Genomic DNA, 1,070 nt, shown 5'->3' on the forward strand with positions numbered 1-1,070 from the left:
CTGACCGCTGCAATCACTACCGTTCTGGCTAAAACCTACGGTGGTTCTGCTCGTGCATTCGACCAGATCGATAACGCACCAGAAGAAAAAGCTCGTGGTATCACCATCAACACCTCCCACGTTGAATACGACACCCCGACTCGCCACTACGCGCACGTTGACTGCCCAGGGCACGCCGACTACGTGAAAAACATGATCACCGGTGCTGCTCAGATGGACGGCGCTATCCTGGTTGTTGCTGCGACTGACGGCCCTATGCCTCAGACCCGTGAGCACATCCTGCTGGGTCGTCAGGTTGGCGTTCCTTACATCATCGTGTTCCTGAACAAATGCGACATGGTTGATGACGAAGAGCTGCTGGAACTGGTTGAAATGGAAGTTCGTGAACTTCTGTCTCAGTACGACTTCCCAGGCGATGACACCCCAATCATCCGTGGTTCTGCTCTGAAAGCGCTGGAAGGCGAAGCAGAGTGGGAAGCTAAAATCGTTGAACTGGCTGGCTTCCTGGATTCTTACATCCCAGAACCAGTACGTGCAATCGACCTGCCGTTCCTGCTGCCAATCGAAGACGTATTCTCCATCTCCGGTCGTGGTACCGTTGTTACCGGTCGTGTAGAGCGCGGTATCGTTAAAGTGGGTGAAGAAGTTGAAATCGTTGGTATCAAAGATACTGCGAAATCTACTTGTACCGGCGTTGAAATGTTCCGCAAACTGCTGGACGAAGGCCGTGCTGGTGAGAACGTAGGTGTTCTGCTGCGTGGTATCAAACGTGAAGAAATCGAACGTGGTCAGGTACTGGCTAAGCCAGGCTCTATCAAGCCGCACACCAAGTTCGAATCTGAAGTGTACATTCTGTCCAAAGACGAAGGCGGCCGTCATACTCCGTTCTTCAAAGGCTACCGTCCACAGTTCTACTTCCGTACAACTGACGTGACCGGTACCATCGAACTGCCAGAAGGCGTAGAGATGGTAATGCCAGGCGACAACATCAAAATGGTTGTTACCCTGATCCACCCAATCGCGATGGACGACGGTCTGCGTTTCGCAATCCGTGAAGGCGGCCGTACTGT

The 1,070-nt window shown here is 52.8% G+C and carries 1 protein-coding gene; it reads left to right on the top strand.

The window, feature by feature from the left end; genetic code table 11:
• Positions 1-1,070 (top strand): elongation factor Tu (gene tuf, locus F3J29_RS22585; protein WP_166869387.1); only part of this gene is annotated, 1,070 nt, incomplete at both ends.

This window comes from Enterobacter sp. Cy-643, from assembly GCF_011752815.1.
GTDB lineage: Bacteria > Pseudomonadota > Gammaproteobacteria > Enterobacterales > Enterobacteriaceae > Cedecea.